At 60.5% G+C, this 14935-nt stretch carries 13 protein-coding genes; 12 read left to right on the forward strand and 1 reads right to left on the reverse strand.

Annotated elements, in window-relative coordinates; genetic code table 11:
* The first annotated feature begins 16 nt into the window (after positions 1-16).
* The 6 genes from HNQ72_RS28830 (at position 17) to HNQ72_RS28855 (ending at position 6957) form a co-directional block, all read left to right on the forward strand.
* On the forward strand, positions 17-898 hold the full coding sequence (locus HNQ72_RS28830; RefSeq protein WP_183997884.1) for a carbohydrate ABC transporter permease: 882 nt from the start codon (positions 17-19) through the stop codon (positions 896-898).
* 3 nt (positions 899-901) lie between these two features.
* Positions 902-1807 (forward strand): carbohydrate ABC transporter permease, encoded by a 906-nt coding sequence (locus HNQ72_RS28835; RefSeq protein WP_183997886.1) that lies wholly within the window; start codon positions 902-904, stop codon positions 1805-1807.
* Position 1808: 1 nt separating this feature from the next.
* On the forward strand, positions 1809-2924 hold the full coding sequence (locus HNQ72_RS28840; protein WP_183997888.1) for an ABC transporter ATP-binding protein: 1116 nt from the start codon (positions 1809-1811) through the stop codon (positions 2922-2924).
* 29 nt (positions 2925-2953) lie between these two features.
* Positions 2954-4222 carry an ABC transporter substrate-binding protein gene (locus tag HNQ72_RS28845; RefSeq protein ID WP_183997890.1) on the forward strand — a complete coding sequence of 423 codons (1269 nt, stop codon included), beginning with the start codon at positions 2954-2956 and terminating at the stop codon, positions 4220-4222.
* A 66-nt stretch (positions 4223-4288) separates the two neighbouring features.
* Positions 4289-5854 carry a polygalacturonase PglA gene (pglA, locus tag HNQ72_RS28850; RefSeq protein ID WP_183997892.1) on the forward strand — a complete coding sequence of 522 codons (1566 nt, stop codon included), beginning with the start codon at positions 4289-4291 and terminating at the stop codon, positions 5852-5854.
* Entirely contained in the window at positions 5851-6957 is a 1107-nt protein-coding gene (locus HNQ72_RS28855; protein WP_183997894.1) for a glycoside hydrolase family 88/105 protein, read from the forward strand. Before pglA ends, HNQ72_RS28855 begins: the two co-directional genes overlap by 4 nt.
* 53 nt (positions 6958-7010) lie before the next feature.
* Here HNQ72_RS28855 and HNQ72_RS28860 read toward each other — a convergent pair whose 3' ends face one another.
* Complete coding sequence (locus HNQ72_RS28860; protein WP_183997897.1) at positions 7011-8048, reverse strand: dipeptidase; 1038 nt, start codon at positions 8046-8048, stop codon at positions 7011-7013.
* 208 nt (positions 8049-8256) lie between these two features.
* Between HNQ72_RS28860 and HNQ72_RS28865 the strand changes: the two genes are divergently transcribed.
* Genes HNQ72_RS28865 through HNQ72_RS28890 form a run of 6 tightly spaced genes read left to right on the forward strand, consistent with a single transcriptional unit; the run spans position 8257 to position 14898 of the window.
* A complete protein-coding gene (locus HNQ72_RS28865) occupies positions 8257-9855 on the forward strand; it encodes an ABC transporter substrate-binding protein (RefSeq protein WP_183997898.1) in 1599 nt (532 codons plus the stop codon).
* Entirely contained in the window at positions 9852-10865 is a 1014-nt protein-coding gene (locus HNQ72_RS28870) for an ABC transporter permease (protein WP_148145220.1), read from the forward strand. The genes HNQ72_RS28865 and HNQ72_RS28870 overlap by 4 nt, the downstream gene beginning before the upstream one ends.
* A complete protein-coding gene (locus HNQ72_RS28875) occupies positions 10862-11764 on the forward strand; it encodes an ABC transporter permease (RefSeq protein WP_148145261.1) in 903 nt (300 codons plus the stop codon). Before HNQ72_RS28870 ends, HNQ72_RS28875 begins: the two co-directional genes overlap by 4 nt.
* A gap of 3 nt (positions 11765-11767) precedes the next feature.
* Positions 11768-12595: an ABC transporter ATP-binding protein gene (locus HNQ72_RS28880; protein ID WP_148145221.1), complete on the forward strand. Its 828-nt coding sequence runs from the start codon at positions 11768-11770 to the stop codon at positions 12593-12595.
* Positions 12592-13335, forward strand: a complete 744-nt coding sequence (locus tag HNQ72_RS28885; protein WP_183997901.1) for an ABC transporter ATP-binding protein — start codon at positions 12592-12594, stop codon at positions 13333-13335. Before HNQ72_RS28880 ends, HNQ72_RS28885 begins: the two co-directional genes overlap by 4 nt.
* Positions 13336-13392: 57 nt before the next feature.
* Positions 13393-14898: a serine hydrolase domain-containing protein gene (locus tag HNQ72_RS28890; RefSeq protein WP_183997903.1), complete on the forward strand. Its 1506-nt coding sequence runs from the start codon at positions 13393-13395 to the stop codon at positions 14896-14898.
* Positions 14899-14935: the final 37 nt, after the last annotated feature.

Raw genomic sequence — 14935 nt, forward strand, 5'->3', positions numbered from 1 at the left:
CCGTTGGAGGCGCCTCATGAGGTCTCAGCGCTTCCTGGGATATGCCTATCTGACCCCATATTTGATTGGCCTCGTCATATTTACGGCCATCCCTTTTTTGACTTCGCTTTATTTGAGCTTCACCAGCTACGACCTTATGAGCAGCCCGCAATGGACCGGGCTGTCGAACTACGAGCGGCTGTTCACCCGCGACCGGACTTTCGACAAGTCGCTGACTGTCACGCTTATTTACGTATTTTCCACCGTGCCGCTGAAGCTTGCTTTCGCGCTCTTCATCGCCGCCATACTCAACTACAAGCTTAAATTCATCAATTTCTTCCGGACGGCTTTTTACGTCCCGTCCATCCTCGGCGGATCGATCGCCATCGCCGTTCTGTGGCGTTACCTGTTCTCGGCTGAAGGCCTCGTCAACATGGCGATCGGCGCTGTCGGCTTTGCACCAGTGGACTGGTTCGGCGATCCGACAAATGCACTTTTCACCATCACGCTTCTGCGCTGCTGGCAGTTCGGTTCGGCCATGGTGATCTTCCTTGCCGCCCTGCAATCGATCGACAAGTCGCTTTATGAAGCGGCCTCCATCGATGGCGCCGGCAAGGTCACGACCTTCTTTTTCGTGACGCTGCCGCTTTTGACGCCGGTCATCTTCTTCAACCTCGTCATGCAGATGGTCCAGGCCTTCCAGGAATTCAACGGCCCTTACATCATCACGCAAGGCGGCCCGCTGAAATCCACCTATCTCCTGCCCCTCTACATCTACGAGGAGGCCTTCAAGAAGTTCAACATGGGCTACGCCTCGGCGATTGCCTGGGTGCTCTTCGCCATCATCATGGTGCTCACGCTCGTGGCCTTCTGGTCCTCGAAGAAGTGGGTCTACTACGCCGGCGACAAGAGGAGCTGAGCCATGACCGATCTTACTTTGCCCAAAACCGCGGCCCGCAGCTCGGATGAAGCCGCTGCTGCAAAACGCGCCCGCATGGACCTCATCTCCGCTGTCGTCCGCTACTCGCTGCTCTTCGGCGTCGGCTTCCTGATGCTCTACCCGCTGATCTGGCTGGTCGGCGCGAGCTTCAAGACCAATTCGGAGATCTTTGCCGGCGCCGGCTTCCTGCCGGAAAGCCCGACAGTCGAAGGTTATGTCCAGGGCTGGCAGACGTCCACGCCCTATACATTCGGCCGGTTCTTCTGGAACTCGTTCCTGATCATCCTGCCCAAGGTCATCGGCACGGCAATCTCCTGCACGATGGTGGCCTACGCCTTCGCCCGCTTCGAGTTTCCGCTCAAGAAGGTCCTGTTCGGATCGGTCATCGCCGTTCTGCTGCTGCCGAACGTTGTCACCCGTATCCCGCAATACATCCTCTTCCGGGATCTCGGCTGGCTGGATAGCTTCCTGCCGCTCTGGGTGCCCTCGGCGCTCGCCGGTGACGCCTTCTTCGTCTTCATGCTGGTGCAGTTCCTGCGCTCGCTGCCGACGGACATGGAGGAAGCAGCCCGCGTCGATGGCGCAAACAGCCTGCAGACACTGATCTTCATCGTCGTCCCCATGCTTGGGCCAGCCCTGGTCTCGGTCTGCCTGTTCCAGTTCATGTGGACAATGAACGACTTCCTCGGACCGCTGATCTACATCTCGTCGGTCGACAAATATCCGGTGAGCCTCGCGCTCAAACTCTCAATCGATACAACCGAAGCCTTCGAATGGAACCGCATCCTGGCGATGTCGGTGCTCACCATCACCCCTGCGCTTGTCGTGTTCTTCGCAGCGCAACGGTACTTCATCGAAGGAATCTCTGCGGGAGGCAGAAAGGGCTGACATGGCACAGGTACAACTGAAAAACCTCGAGAAAGTCTACAACAAGACCAACAAGGTCGTTCACGGCATCGATCTTGATATCAAGGACGGCGAGTTCATGGTCCTGGTCGGCCCGTCTGGCTGCGCCAAGTCGACGACACTGCGCATGGTCGCCGGCCTCGAAGAAATTACTGCTGGTGACGTCATCATCGGCGGAGAGCGCGTCAACGATCTCTCGCCAAGCAAGCGGCAGATCGCCATGGTGTTCCAGAACTATGCGCTCTATCCGCATATGAAGGTGCGCGGCAATCTCTCCTTCGGCCTGCGCATCGCCGGTCGTCCGAAGGCGGAAATCGCCGCCGCAGTCGATAAGGTCGCCGAAATCCTGGAAATCGAACCGCTGCTCGATCGCCTGCCGAAACAGCTTTCGGGCGGCCAGGCCCAGCGCGTCGCGCTCGGCCGCGCATTGATCAAGAACCCCGGCGTCTTCCTCTTCGACGAACCGTTGTCGAACCTCGATGCCAAGCTGCGCGCCTCGATGCGCGTCCGTATTACCGACCTGCACCGCCAGCTGAAGGCGGAAGGCAGCTCGCCGACCGTCATCTACGTCACCCACGACCAGACGGAGGCAATGACCATGGGCGACCGAATCTGCGTCATGCAGGCCGGTCACATCATGCAGGTCGCCACCCCGAAGGAACTCTATAACGCTCCGGCCAATCTCTTCGTCGCAGGCTTCATCGGTACGCCGGAAATGAACCTCGTCGAAGGCGCGATGGAAGGCGGAGAGTTCATCATGGGCAGCCAACGCCTGGCGCTCGGCAGCGATCTCGCCAGCCGGCTTTCCAGCCAGCCCGGCAACGCCGTTCTCGGCATCCGCCCGCAGCAGTTCTCACTGGTCAGCGAAGGACCGGCGCTGCAGGCCAAGCTCGTGAATGCCGAGTTCATGGGCCACGAGGTCTACATGCATGCGGATTGCGAAGGCCGCAGGCTGGTAAGCGTGGTGGGTGCTGCAGAATTCGAGGCGCGGGGGCAATCCGACGTGATCCGCCTGCGCCCCGACCCGAAGACATTGCACGTTTTCGACAAGTCAGACGGCCGCAACGTTTCGCTGCATGGAGGCAGCATTGCGGCGTAACAATTTAAAGCCAATTTGAGGAGGCACACATGAAAAGCATACTGAAATCATCCGTCTTTCTTGCAGGAGCAGCCCTTGCGGTCATCGCAATGGCACCTTCGGCAAGCGCTGCGGAACTGCGCATGTCGTGGTGGGGTGGTGAAAGCCGCCACGTCGCAACGCAGAAGGCGATTGCCGCCTGCGGCGCTAAATATGGACACACCGTGAAGGGTGAGTTCACCGGTTTCGACGGTTATCTGGAAAAGCTGACGACCCAGATGGCAGGCAAGACGGAAGCCGACATCATCCAGGTCAATTGGCCGTGGCTGCCGCTGTTCTCCAAGGACGGCAAGGGCTTTGCCGATCTGCGCACCCTGAAGGGCCTCGACCTTTCGAACTGGACCGAAGCCGATCTGGCGTCGGGCTCCACGAACGGTGTGCTGCAGGGCCTTTCGGTCTCCACCAGCGGCCGCGTCTTCTTCTTCAACACGACGACGCTCGAGAAAGCCGGCGTAGCCGTTCCGACCACCTGGGACGAATTCTTCGAAATGACCAAGACGGTCAAGGAAAAGCTCGGCCCGGATTACTACACCTTCAACGCAGTCAAGGAGACGGCGCATCTTCTGATGACGCTGGCCGTAACCCAGGCCACCGGCAAGGGCATGGTTGATCCGAAGACCAACCGTGTAGCCTGGACGCCGGAAGAACTGGCAGCCGGCATCGACTTCCTTGGCAAGCTGGTGGAAACCGGTGCGATACGCTCGCAGAAGCAGGAAGCAGCCGATGGCAATGTCAACCTCTTCGAAAAGCCGGCCTGGTCAGAAGGCAAGATCGCAGGTTCCTACGAGTGGGATTCGACCTATTCGAAATATGCCGATCCGCTGAAGGAAGGTCAGGTCCTGAAGCCGGTACCGATGCTGAAAATGGCGAACGGCAAGACCGAAGGCGTCTTCCGCAAGCCGTCGATGGTCTTCTCCATCTCCAAGAACTCGAAGAACCCGGAAGCAGCAGCGCAGATCACCAATTGCCTGCTGAATGAACCGGAAGGCATCGACATTCTCGGTACGTCGCGTGGCATCCCGGCCTCCAAGGCCGCCATGGCACGACTGAGCAATGCAGGGGAGCCGGAAGTCCGCGCCGCCAACGCAATCGTCATGGCCTCCGAAGGCCCGACGATTTCGCCCTTCGACGAAAACCCGGTCATCCGCGGCATCATCATCGATACGCTCGAAGAGTATGCCTACGAACAGATCAACTCGACGGAAGCAGCCGAGCAGATCATCGATGGCGTGAACGACGCCCTGAAGAAGTTCGACTAAGCGCGGACAGAACTCTCCACCCGGCCTGACAGGAGGCCGGGTGGTGCATAAATCAAGAGAGAAACGATGAACAAAGCCATTTCAGTTGCGATCTCCGCACGGATCGCGGCCATAAGGCTGGCTGTGCCCGGCGCACGCCATGCCCTGCCGCAACCGCTAGCCTGGCGCTTGTTGCGCAAGGGGGAAAGCGACCCCGTACAGCAGGGAACGGCAACCACCGTGGTGACCCTCCTTGATGCCCTTTATCCTGCCACGGATTACCGTTTCGAGGCAGAAGGTTTCGAGCCTCTTTCATTCCGAACCCGCGATTGCGCCGGCCTTGTGCGGGCAGTCGATTACGGGCTGGTTCAGAATACCGATCTCTCCGACCTTGCCGCAGCGCGCAAAAATGCCGACGCTCTTGCCAAGGCTTTGTCAGATACGCCCCTGGGCGGCACACTTTATATTGCACCCGGCACATGGACAGCCTTTCCCCTGAAGCTGCGAAGCGACTTGACCCTGCATCTGGCGGAAGGTGCGGTGCTTCGCGCACCGAGCGTCCGCGACGGCTGGCCGATCCTCCCGGCGCGCGCTGACGACGGCCGCATGCTGGGCAGCTGGGAAGGCCTTCCCGATGCCTGCTTTGCAGCTCCCGTTCACGCCATCGGTGCGGAACGTCTAACGATCGAAGGCAAAGGCGTCCTCGATGGGTCCGGCAACGCCGGCGACTGGTGGACATGGCCGAAGGAAACCCGTGAAGGCGCGCGCCGTCCGCGCGGTCTTCATCTGATCGACTGCAGGGAAACCCTTCTTCTCGGCTTCACCATCCGCAATGCGCCGTCATGGACCGTCCACCCGCAAGGCTGTGACGGATTGGCAGCGGTCGCGCTCCACATCCAGGCACCCCATGACAGCCCCAATACCGATGGCTTCGACCCCGAAGGCTGCCGGAATGTGACGGTCGAGGGAGTGCGCTTTTCTGTCGGCGACGATTGCATCGCCATCAAGGCCGGCAAGCGCGGCAACAAGGGCGAGGCAGACCACTTAAGCGAAACGCGCGGTGTCACTATCCGCCATTGCCTGATGGAACGCGGCCATGGCGGCGTTGTCATCGGCTCGGAAATGTCCGGCGGAGTTCACGATGTGACCGTCGAGGATTGTGACATGGTCGGCACCGATCGCGGCCTGCGGATCAAGACGCGCCGCGGTCGTGGCGGCGGTATCAGCAATATCTCCATGCGCCGGGTGAAGATGGACGGCGTCCTGGTGACGCTTTCGGCCAACGTCCATTATTTCTGCGATGCCGACGGCCATGACGACTGGGTTCAGTCTCGTGCACCGGCACCGGTCGTCGAGGGAACGCCTTATGTCGACGGCATTTTTGTCGAGGACGTCGATGTCTACGGCTTGGCGCTTGCCGCCGGCGTCTTCCTTGGCCTGCCGGAAATGCCGGTCCGCAACATTCGCATCCGCGGCCTGCGTATTCACTCCACCGACCCGGCCGCGATAGCAGCACCTCCCATCATGGCTGATGGCGTGCGGGCCATGCGTCACGAACAGATCCTCTGCGAACACGCGCAGATCGACATCGATGATGCGAGCCTGCTCTCCACCGACCCGATCTCCCTCCCAAACCTACTGGCACCCCGATGAAACCCACCGATTATTTCGACCAATTCTGCACCCGCTACCAGGCCTACAAGAACGGCAACTGGTGCTATGAGGACGGCTGCATCTATCGCGGACTGGAACTGCTCTTTGAGGCAACCGGCGAGCAGCGCTGGCTCGACCATATCCTGCGTCTGATTGATCCCCAGGTCAGCCCGGACGGAAGCCTGGCGGGCTATACCCAGGAAGAGTTCAACATCGACAACGTCCTGCCGGGACGAGCACTGATCTTCCTCGACCGGCAAACCGGCGATCCCCGCTACATGTCGGCTGCACGCCGCCTGATCGCACAGCTGGATGCGCATCCGCGCATTCCGGCCGGCAACTACTGGCATAAGAAGCGCTATCCCTCCCAGGTCTGGCTGGACGGGCTCTATATGGGCCTGCCCTTCCAGGTCGAATATGCGCTCCGGTCCGGTGAAACGCCGCGGATCACCGATGCCCTGCAGCAACTGGCAACGGCACTCGCATTGACCCAGGTCGGCAACGGACTATATGTCCACGGTTATGACGACAGCCGCGCGGAAAAATGGGCAGACCAGCTCACCGGCAAATCTCCGGCCGTCTGGTCACGCGCCGTCGGATGGCTGATCATGGCGCTGGTCGATATCCTTGCAGTTCTTCCCGCAGATCAGGCAACAGCAACGCTGAGAAAACAGACACGCGCGGTTCTTCTGGCGCTTGCCGAAAGGCAACAGCAATCCGGCCTCTGGCCGCAGGTGCTGGATGCTCCGGATCTTGCCGGCAATTACGACGAAACCTCCGCATCGGCCATGTTCGCCTATGCCTTGCTGCGCGCCGAGCGACTGGATCTGGTTGCACCGGAAGAGGCGTCGAAAATCCGCGCCTCCGGCCAGAAGGCGGCAGAGGCTTTGGTCGACACGCGGCTTGTCGAAGAAAACGGCGAAACCCGCCTTGTCGGCATCTGCCAGGTGGCAGGCCTTGGCCCCTTCAATGGCCGCTATCGCGACGGCTCGCCGGCCTATTATCTGGTCGAGGAAGTCGTGGCCGATGACGCCAAGGGTGTCGGCCCCTTCATGATGGCCTATGCGGAAGCCACGCTTGCGATCAGGGCAAAGGCTGCCTGACCATTAATCGGAAAAACCTGGCGGCACGCTCGTGCCGCCAGGTCGCTTAAACATCAAGCAGCCCAGCTGCGCTCCAGAACCGAAATCCAGTTCTCATGACCGATCTTCTTCAGCTCGGCATCGTTGAAACCATGCTTGCGCAGAGCCTCGACCAACAGGGGCAGCCCGGCCGCATCCTTCATTTCCGCCGGAATGGTCGTGCCGTCGAAATCAGAGCCGAGCGCCACATGCTCGATGCCGATCCGCTCCGCGATATAGGCAACATGGCGCACCAGAAGATCAATGCTGGTATTCGGGTCCTTCACCCCGTCGTCCCGCAGGAACAGCACGCCGAAATTGATGCCGGCAAGCCCCCCCGTATCGCGAATAGCATCGAGCTGGCGGTCGGTGAGATTGCGGCTGTGATTGCAAAGCGCATGCACGTTGGAATGCGAGGCAACCAGCGGCGCCTTGGAAAGCTTGGCGATCTCCCAGAAACCTGCCTCGTTCATGTGCGACAGGTCGACCATGATCTTCAGCTCGTTGCAGGCACGGATCAGGTCACGGCCGGCATCCGTCAGGCCCGGACCGATATCCGGCGAAGACGGGTAGCGGAACGGCACGCCATAGGCGAATACATTCGGCCGGCTCCAGACCGGGCCGAGCGTGCGCAGGCCCGCCTGATGCAGCACGTGAAGTGCATCCAGATCGGCCGCGACCGCTTCCGCTCCCTCGATATGAAAGACCGCCGCAAAACTGCCGGTTTCAATCGATCGGCGGATATCGTCGGCCGTGCGGCATACGGTCACTGCGCCCTGCGAGCGGGCTTCGATATCGAAAAGAAGCCGCGCCATCGCCAGCGTCTCATTCAGTGCATCGGGCTGCAAAGGTGTTGGATAATCCCCGTTCGCGTCCTTCGTCATGCTTGGCGAGGGCACGTAAATAGCGCATAGACCGCCGGCCAGGCCGCCGGCCCTGGCGCGAGGCAGGTCGATATGTCCTGTTTCTTCGCCTTCAAGAAAACGCTTTACCGGGTCGTTGCCGCCACCACGTCGCAAGCGGAGAAGCACGTCATTGTGGCCATCGAAAATCGGGAGAGGATTGTTCAACATTTTCAAAATTGTCCTGCCGGAACCTATCAGTTTTGGCTATCCGTAAGTAGGTGGGGCCGCGGTCGCAAATGCAAACCGCGCATAACCTATTCGAAAAATGGAATTGGTCGGCCCGTAAACGCACTGTTAAGACGCGCGACAAATTGCGGCAAAATCTTGCTGACCCTTCAAATACTGGGGGTTCAGTTTTTTAATGGGGAATATAGCAATGGTATCCAGACGTAACTTCCTGATCGGCGGCGCAGCCCTGCCCTTCCTGTCCTACATCAACCTGGCCGACACCGTTTTCGCGGCCACGCCGAAGGACATTCTGGTTGTTGCCCAGCAGCTCGACAACATGACCAGCCTTGACCCGCATGAGGGTTTTGAGGCCGTCGGTGGCGAGATGATCAGCAACATGTACGAAAAGCTGGTTCGCGCCAACAGCGACAACCCCAATGAAGTCCTCCCGGTCATCGCCGCTTCCTGGGAAGCCGATGCGGACAACAAGGTCTTCACCTTCAAGCTCGGCAACTCCACCTTCGCCTCGGGCGCAGCCGTTACCGCTGAGGACGTCGCGTTCTCGCTGCAGCGCGCCATCAAGATGAACAAGAGCCCGGCCTTCATCATCAATCAGTTCGGCTTCACGGCAGAGAATGTCGAAGCCATGATCGTTGCCAAGGACGAAAAGACCGTCACGCTGACGACCGAAAAGCCGACCGCAATCTCCTTCCTGCTGTTCTGCCTCTCGGCAAACATCGGCGCCATCGTCGAGAAGAAGACGGTTCTTGAAAACGAAGTGAACGGCGACCTCGGCAATGCCTGGCTGCAGAAGAACAGCGCCGGCTCCGGTTCGTTCAAGCTTCAGTCCTGGAAGGCTTCCGAAAGCATCGCACTGACGCTCAACGAGCACGGCCCGTACAAGGGCAACCTCAAGCGCGTCATCATCCGCCACGTCGTCGATCCGTCCTCGCAGATGCTCATGCTGCAGAAGGGTGACGTCGATATCGCCCGCGACCTGACCTCGGAACAGCTGAAAGTGCTGCAGTCCGACGAGAACGTCGTTCTGGTCCGCAAGCAGATCGCATCCCTGATGCTGATCTCGATGAACCAGACCAATGCGAACCTCGCAAAGCCGCAGGTCTGGGAAGCCGTCAAGTGGGCGCTCGACTACGAAGGCATCCAGAAGAACATCATCCCGCTGACGCACGCCGTCCACCAGAGCATGGAACCGGCAGGCTTCCCGGGCACGGTCATGGATACGCCGTTCCAGAAGGATGTCGCCAAGGCCAAGGCGCTGATGGCTGAAGCCGGTCTCGCAGACGGTTTCGACATCACCCTCGACCACTACTCGGCACAGCCGGCTCCGGATATCGCCCAGGCGATCCAGTCGAACCTCGGCGAAATCGGCATCCGCGTGAAGCTGCAGTCGGCTGAAAACCGTCAGGTTCTCACCAAGATGCGCGCCCGCCAGCACGAAATGGCGCTGTCCGCATGGGGCACCGACTACTTCGACCCGAACTCCAATGCCGAAGTCTTCTGCATCAACAAGGACAATTCGGACGACGCCAAGAAGAAGCCGTTCGCATGGCGCTCCAGCTTCAAGAACGACGAGCTGACCGCCAAGGCAGAAGCTGCCCGCGACGAGAAGGATCCGGCAAAGCGTCTGGAACTCTACGAAGCCCTGCAGCGCGAATTCATGCACAACAGCCCGTTCGCGGTCATGTTCCAGAACACCAAGACCGCAGCTTGCCGCAAGGGCGTTACCGGTTTCCAGATCGGCGTTCTGTCTGAAGGCAACTCCTACCTCGGGACCAACAAGGCGTGAACAGACGTTTTAAAAGCCTTGCAGCAACACTGAGCAGCGTCCTCCTGACGCTGTTCGGTTTGACTGTCCTGACTTTCCTCATCGGCCGGGTCATGCCGGTCGATCCGGTCATTGCCGCCGTTGGCGACAATGCACCTGAGGATGTCATTCTTCGCGTACGCGCCGAAATGGGCCTTGATCAGCCCATTCCAGTGCAGTTCCTGCATTATCTCTACCAGCTGGCCCACGGCGATTTCGGCATGTCGGTTCTGACCAAGAACCCGGTCGCGACCGATATCGTCCGTTTCTTCCCGGCCACTTTCGAGCTTGCCACCGCAGCCCTGCTTCTCGCGGCGCTGATCGGCATTCCGCTCGGCGTCTGGGCAGCTGTGCGCCAGGGCACGTTCACCGACCAGGCGATCCGCGTCGTCTGCCTCGCCGGCCATTCTGTGCCGGTCTTCATGCTGTCGCTGATCTCGCTTCTGATCTTCTATTCCTGGCTCGACCTCGCCCCGGGTCCCGGCCGCCAGGACATCATTTTTGACGGCATGATCGATACGGTCACCGGCATCCTGACGATCGACACCCTGATCGCCGGCGATTTCGATGCGTTCAAGGATGCGCTTGCGCATATGGCCCAGCCGGTCATCATCCTCGCCTATTTCTCGATGGCCTACATCGCCCGTATGACGCGCGCCTTCATGATCGATGCGCTGAAAGGCGAATACGTCATCACCGCCCGCGCAAAGGGTCTGTCGCTGACCAAGGTCATCTGGGGCCATGCTTTCCCGACGGTTGCAGTCCAGCTCGTCACCGTCATGGCTCTGACCTATGCCGGCCTTCTCGAAGGCGCCGTCGTCACCGAGACCGTGTTCTCGTGGCCGGGCATCGGCCAGTATCTGACCGTATCGCTGATGAATGCGGACATGAACCCGGTCGTTGGCACCACGCTTCTGATCGGCCTCATCTATGTCGGCCTCAACCTGATTGCGGACATCCTCTACCGCGTCCTCGATCCACGGGTACAATAATGAACGCCACCTTCCGAAACTGGGCGCTGGACGAAAATCCGTCCTCGCGCCGCCAGGCCGCCTGGGGCAACTGGTACCGTATCTGGCTGAACCTGCGCGGCAACGCGCTCGGCATGATCGGCCTGACCATCATCGCCATTTTCATCGGTATCGCCATCTTCGCGCCGCTGCTTGCCACCCACGATCCGGCAATGCAGGATCTTGGCAACCGCCTTGCGGCTCCGAGCGCGCTGCACTGGTTCGGCACCGATGAACTCGGCCGCGACATCTATTCGCGCCTTCTTTACGGCGGCCGCGTCACGCTCGGCATGGTCATTGCCGTTGTCGTGCTCGTCGCCCCGATCGGTCTCGCCATCGGCTGCATCGCCGGTTATTTCGGCGGCATCGTCGATACGATCCTGATGCGCATCACCGACATCTTCCTCGCCTTCCCGCGCCTCGTTCTGGCTCTCGCCTTCGTTGCGGCGCTGAAGCCGGGGGTCGAAAGCGCCATTCTCGCCATCGCGCTGACCGCCTGGCCGCCCTATGCCCGCATGGCCCGCGCCGAAACGCTGACGGTTCGCGGCAGCGACTTCATCGCCGCTTATCGCCTGACCGGTGGCTCCTCCTGGCGCATTATCTTCCGCCACATCATGCCGCTCTGCGTGCCGACGCTGATCGTTCGCGTCACGCTCGATATGTCGTCGATCATCATCACCGCCGCCTCGCTCGGCTTCCTCGGCATGGGCGCACAGCCGCCGTCGCCGGAATGGGGAGCGATGATCGCAACAGCCAAGCGCTTCATCTTCGAACAATGGTGGGTCGCCGCCATTCCCGGCATTGCCATCTTCTGCGTCTCGCTCGCCTTCAATTTCCTTGGCGATGCGCTGCGCGACGTTCTGGATCCGAAGGGGAACTGACGGATGCTGGTCGATATTCAAAACCTCAAGATCGGTTTCAAGTCGCGCACAGGCTTCCATCAGGCAGTCAAGGGCGTGTCGCTGAAGCTCGGCACCGAAAAGCTCGGCATTGTCGGCGAAAGCGGCTCGGGCAAGAGCCTGACCGCCCGCGCACTGATGAAGCTGCTGCCCACGCAGACCGTCATCGAGGCGGACAAGCTGGAATTCGACGGCATAGACATCCGCTCGGCTTCGGAAAAGCAGATGCGCACGATCCGCGGCAAGCGGGCCGGCTTCATCCTGCAGGATCCGAAATATTCGCTGAACCCGGTAAAGACCGTCGGCAGCCAGGTCGCCGAAGCATGGCGCACCCACAAGGGCGGCAGCAAGCGTGCCGCGCTGGAAGCCGCGATCAACCTTTTGGAAATGGTGAAGATCCGCGACCCGAAAAAGGTCGCGGCCTCCTACCCACACGAAGTCTCGGGCGGCATGGGCCAGCGCGTCATGATCGCCATGATGCTCGCCCCCGATCCGGAACTCCTGATCGCCGACGAACCGACGTCTGCACTTGATGCCACGGTACAGGCAGAAATCCTGCGCCTCATCGAGGAACTGGTCTCGGAACGCGGCATGGGCCTTCTGCTCATCAGCCACGACCTGCCGCTCGTTTCGCACTTCTGCGATCGCGTTGCCGTCATGTATGCCGGCCATGTGATGGAGGAACTGAAGGCGTCGGACCTGCTCTCCGCACAGCATCCCTATACGCGCGGCCTGCTCAACTGCATGCCCTCGCTGATGCATCCCAAGGAGCGCCTGCCCGTCCTTACCCGTGATCCGGAGTGGCTGAAATGACGATCGAGATCGACAATCTGCGTATCAGCTTCGTTGGCCGCGAAGTCGTCAAGGGCGTGTCCTTCAACGTTGCCAAGGGCGCAAGCTTCGGCATCGTCGGTGAAAGCGGTTCGGGCAAGTCCACCGTTCTGCGCGCCATGGCCGGCCTCAACAACGACTGGTCCGGTCGTATCGCCTTTTCCGGCGAAGATGCCCCGCTGTTTCGCCCGCCGGCCTTCTTCCGCAAGGTGCAGATGGTGTTCCAAGACCCCTATGGTTCGCTGCACCCGCGCCAGACGATCGACCGCATCCTGTCGGAACTGCCGCTCGTGCACGGCATGGACAATATCGACGACCGCATCGCCAAGGTGCTGTCAGCCGTTGCCCTGCCGCAGACCGCGCGCTTCCGTTATCCGCACCAGCTTTCCGGCGGCCAGCGCCAGCGCGTCGCAATCGCCCGCGCGCTGATCGCGGAACCGGAAGTTCTGCTGCTCGACGAACCGACATCGGCGCTCGACGTTTCGGTTCAGGCGGAAATCCTCAACCTTCTGGCTGACCTCCGCGCTGAGCGGAACCTCACCTATGTGATGGTCAGCCACAATCTCAGCGTCATCACCCATCTTTGCACAGAAGTCGGCGTGATGATCGATGGCCATATGGTTGAACAGGTAACTGCCGAGGACCTGAGACTCGGCAATGTCAATCACGCTCATACCCGCGAATTGCGCAGTCTGAGCGTGGAGCTCGAAGAACCGGCCTGACCTTTCAAGGTTCTGGCGGACCCGGTCCGGTTCTAGAGCAGTAAGTGGAGAAGCGAGATGTCGATCACGGCCAATTGGGATAAGGCGCAACAGGCTGTCAGGAAATTCACTGACGGATGGGGTGCGGATCAGCCCGGTGGTGCAGTGATCGGCTTCGACGCCAACGGCATCCGTTTTGCCGAGGTTGGCGGTGTCGAAAGCCTCTCGACCATGGCGCCTTTCGGCGCCGATACGGTCGTGCGTTACGCCTCCGTCACCAAGCACGCTTTCTGTGCGATGGTCCTATCACACCCGGAAGCAATCTCCCTCGACGACACGCTCGGCCAGCATCTGCCCGAGCTGCAGGAGCCGATGGCAAGTGCCACGGTCGCCCGCGCATTGGACATGAGCGGCGGCCTGCCCGATACCCGCGAATGCCTCTCCCTTCTCGGTCTCTCGGTCTATACCGAAACCAAGGCCGGTCCGCTGATGGAATATCTCGCCCGCCAAACGCGCCTGAATTACGAAGCCGGCACCGAAGTCTCCTATTCCAACACCGGCTATCGCCTGGTCGAAGCGGCCCTTGAACGCAAGGGCCTGTTCTTCCGCGACTTCATCCGCAAGGCAGGTGCGCAAGCCGGTGCCACGCTTGATGCGCCCGATGTCTGGAACGATGCCGTCGCAGGCCTCGTGCCCGGTTACTGGCACGATGGCGAAAAATGGCAGCTCTCTGCCGCCGGTCTTCATATCTCCGCTTCCGGCAGCATGACCGGCAGCGCCACGAGCCTCGCCAACTGGCTGCGCCTGCTGCTCTCCGGAAACGCGCCCTTCACAGGCACGCTTGCCCGCCTTGCCGCACCGCGCGCCCTGAATGACGGGTCCGAAAGCGGCTACGGCCTCGGCATATGCCGCACCGTTCTGGATGGTCATGAATTCACCGGCCATGGCGGCTCGCATCCCGGCTACAAAACCTATTTTCTGCTCGATAAGGCAAACCAGACCGGTGTCGTCATCGTCTCCAACCGCGAGGACACCAACGGCAGCAAGATCGCGCAGGCAGCCATGGCCGCCCTGTTCGGCCTCGCCCTGCCCGTCCCCTCCTCTGCCTTAAAGGATGGCCTTTACGTTACCGAAACCGGTCCTTTCTGGATCGAAGTCAAAGGCTCCAGTGTCAACTGGCTCGACGCCGATACCGCTGTTTATGAGGACGAAGACGGTTATGTCTCATCCTTTTCCGCAACCTCTCCGATGCGGCTGAAGATGGATGGCGCAGCGATCACCGGCCAGATCGGTTACCCCGCCCGCCATCTTTTGCCCGCCGTCGATACCGACGTTCCGGCCTCGCTTGCCGGCCGCTGGCTCTCCGATGAAGGCGCCACGTTCGACATCGACGGCGATGCGGTCATCATGGGTGTCGGCCCCGTCCGCCACCGCATGCCACTCAAGTCCCTCGGCAACAGCCGCTTCCTGTTCACGCTGAAGGACGGCCCGTGGACGAAGCGCGTCTGCCTGCATGTTCTGTCAGAGAACCGCCTCGAACTGGTTTTGTCCCGCGCGAGAATGATCGAATATAGACGCGCGTGACGGCAGCCCACTGACACAGTCGCATTCCAAAAGCATG

Source organism: Aliirhizobium wenxiniae (assembly GCF_014201355.1).
Taxonomy (GTDB): domain Bacteria; phylum Pseudomonadota; class Alphaproteobacteria; order Rhizobiales; family Rhizobiaceae; genus Neorhizobium; species Neorhizobium wenxiniae.